At 38.6% G+C, this 580-nt stretch carries 1 protein-coding gene; it reads right to left on the bottom strand.

The annotated features are described in order from the left end of the window. The coding region (locus tag ACRCJ0_RS18695; protein WP_431391700.1) for a type 1 glutamine amidotransferase at window positions 1-449 on the bottom strand (449 nt) is incomplete at its 3' end. Between the last annotated feature and the right edge of the window lie 131 nt (window positions 450-580).

Raw genomic sequence — 580 nt, 5'->3', positions numbered from 1 at the left:
TCATAGCCATAGTAAGTCTGGCCAAAACGGTCATTTTCAATGACGATATCACCAATAAAGCGGTTATTGTCTTGATTTAATGTGTAGTGGTCTAAGGCACCAATACCTTCTAACCGGTCGCCAGCAGCATTGATGTAGTACTTTCCAAGCAATTGGAATCCACCACAGATACCGATTGTTACACCGTCGTTTTCAATATACTCGGTTAAAGCTTCTTTTTTTGATTGGAGGTCACGGGCTACAATTTTTTGTTCATAATCTTGGCCACCACCAAAGAAGACAAGGTCAAATTGGCTAGTGTCAAATTCATCACCGATAGAGACTAATTGGGTTTCAACATTGACCTTTTGTGCTTTCGCTGCGTGTTGTAACATCAATAGGTTACCGTTATCACCATATGTATTCATTAAGTTCCCATATAAATGGGCAATTTTTAAAGTTTGTTCCATTAACTCATGCGCTCCTTCACGTAACCTAATTCAGCCAATTCTTTTCTAATAGCAAGCATAGCTGTATAAGTCGCTAGAATATAGACTTTTTCAGTCGGTGCATTTTTCACTGTTTCAATAATGGCTTTAGG

This window comes from Aerococcus sp. L_32, assembly GCF_050689315.1.
This window is presented reverse-complemented; position numbering and strand designations above follow the sequence as displayed.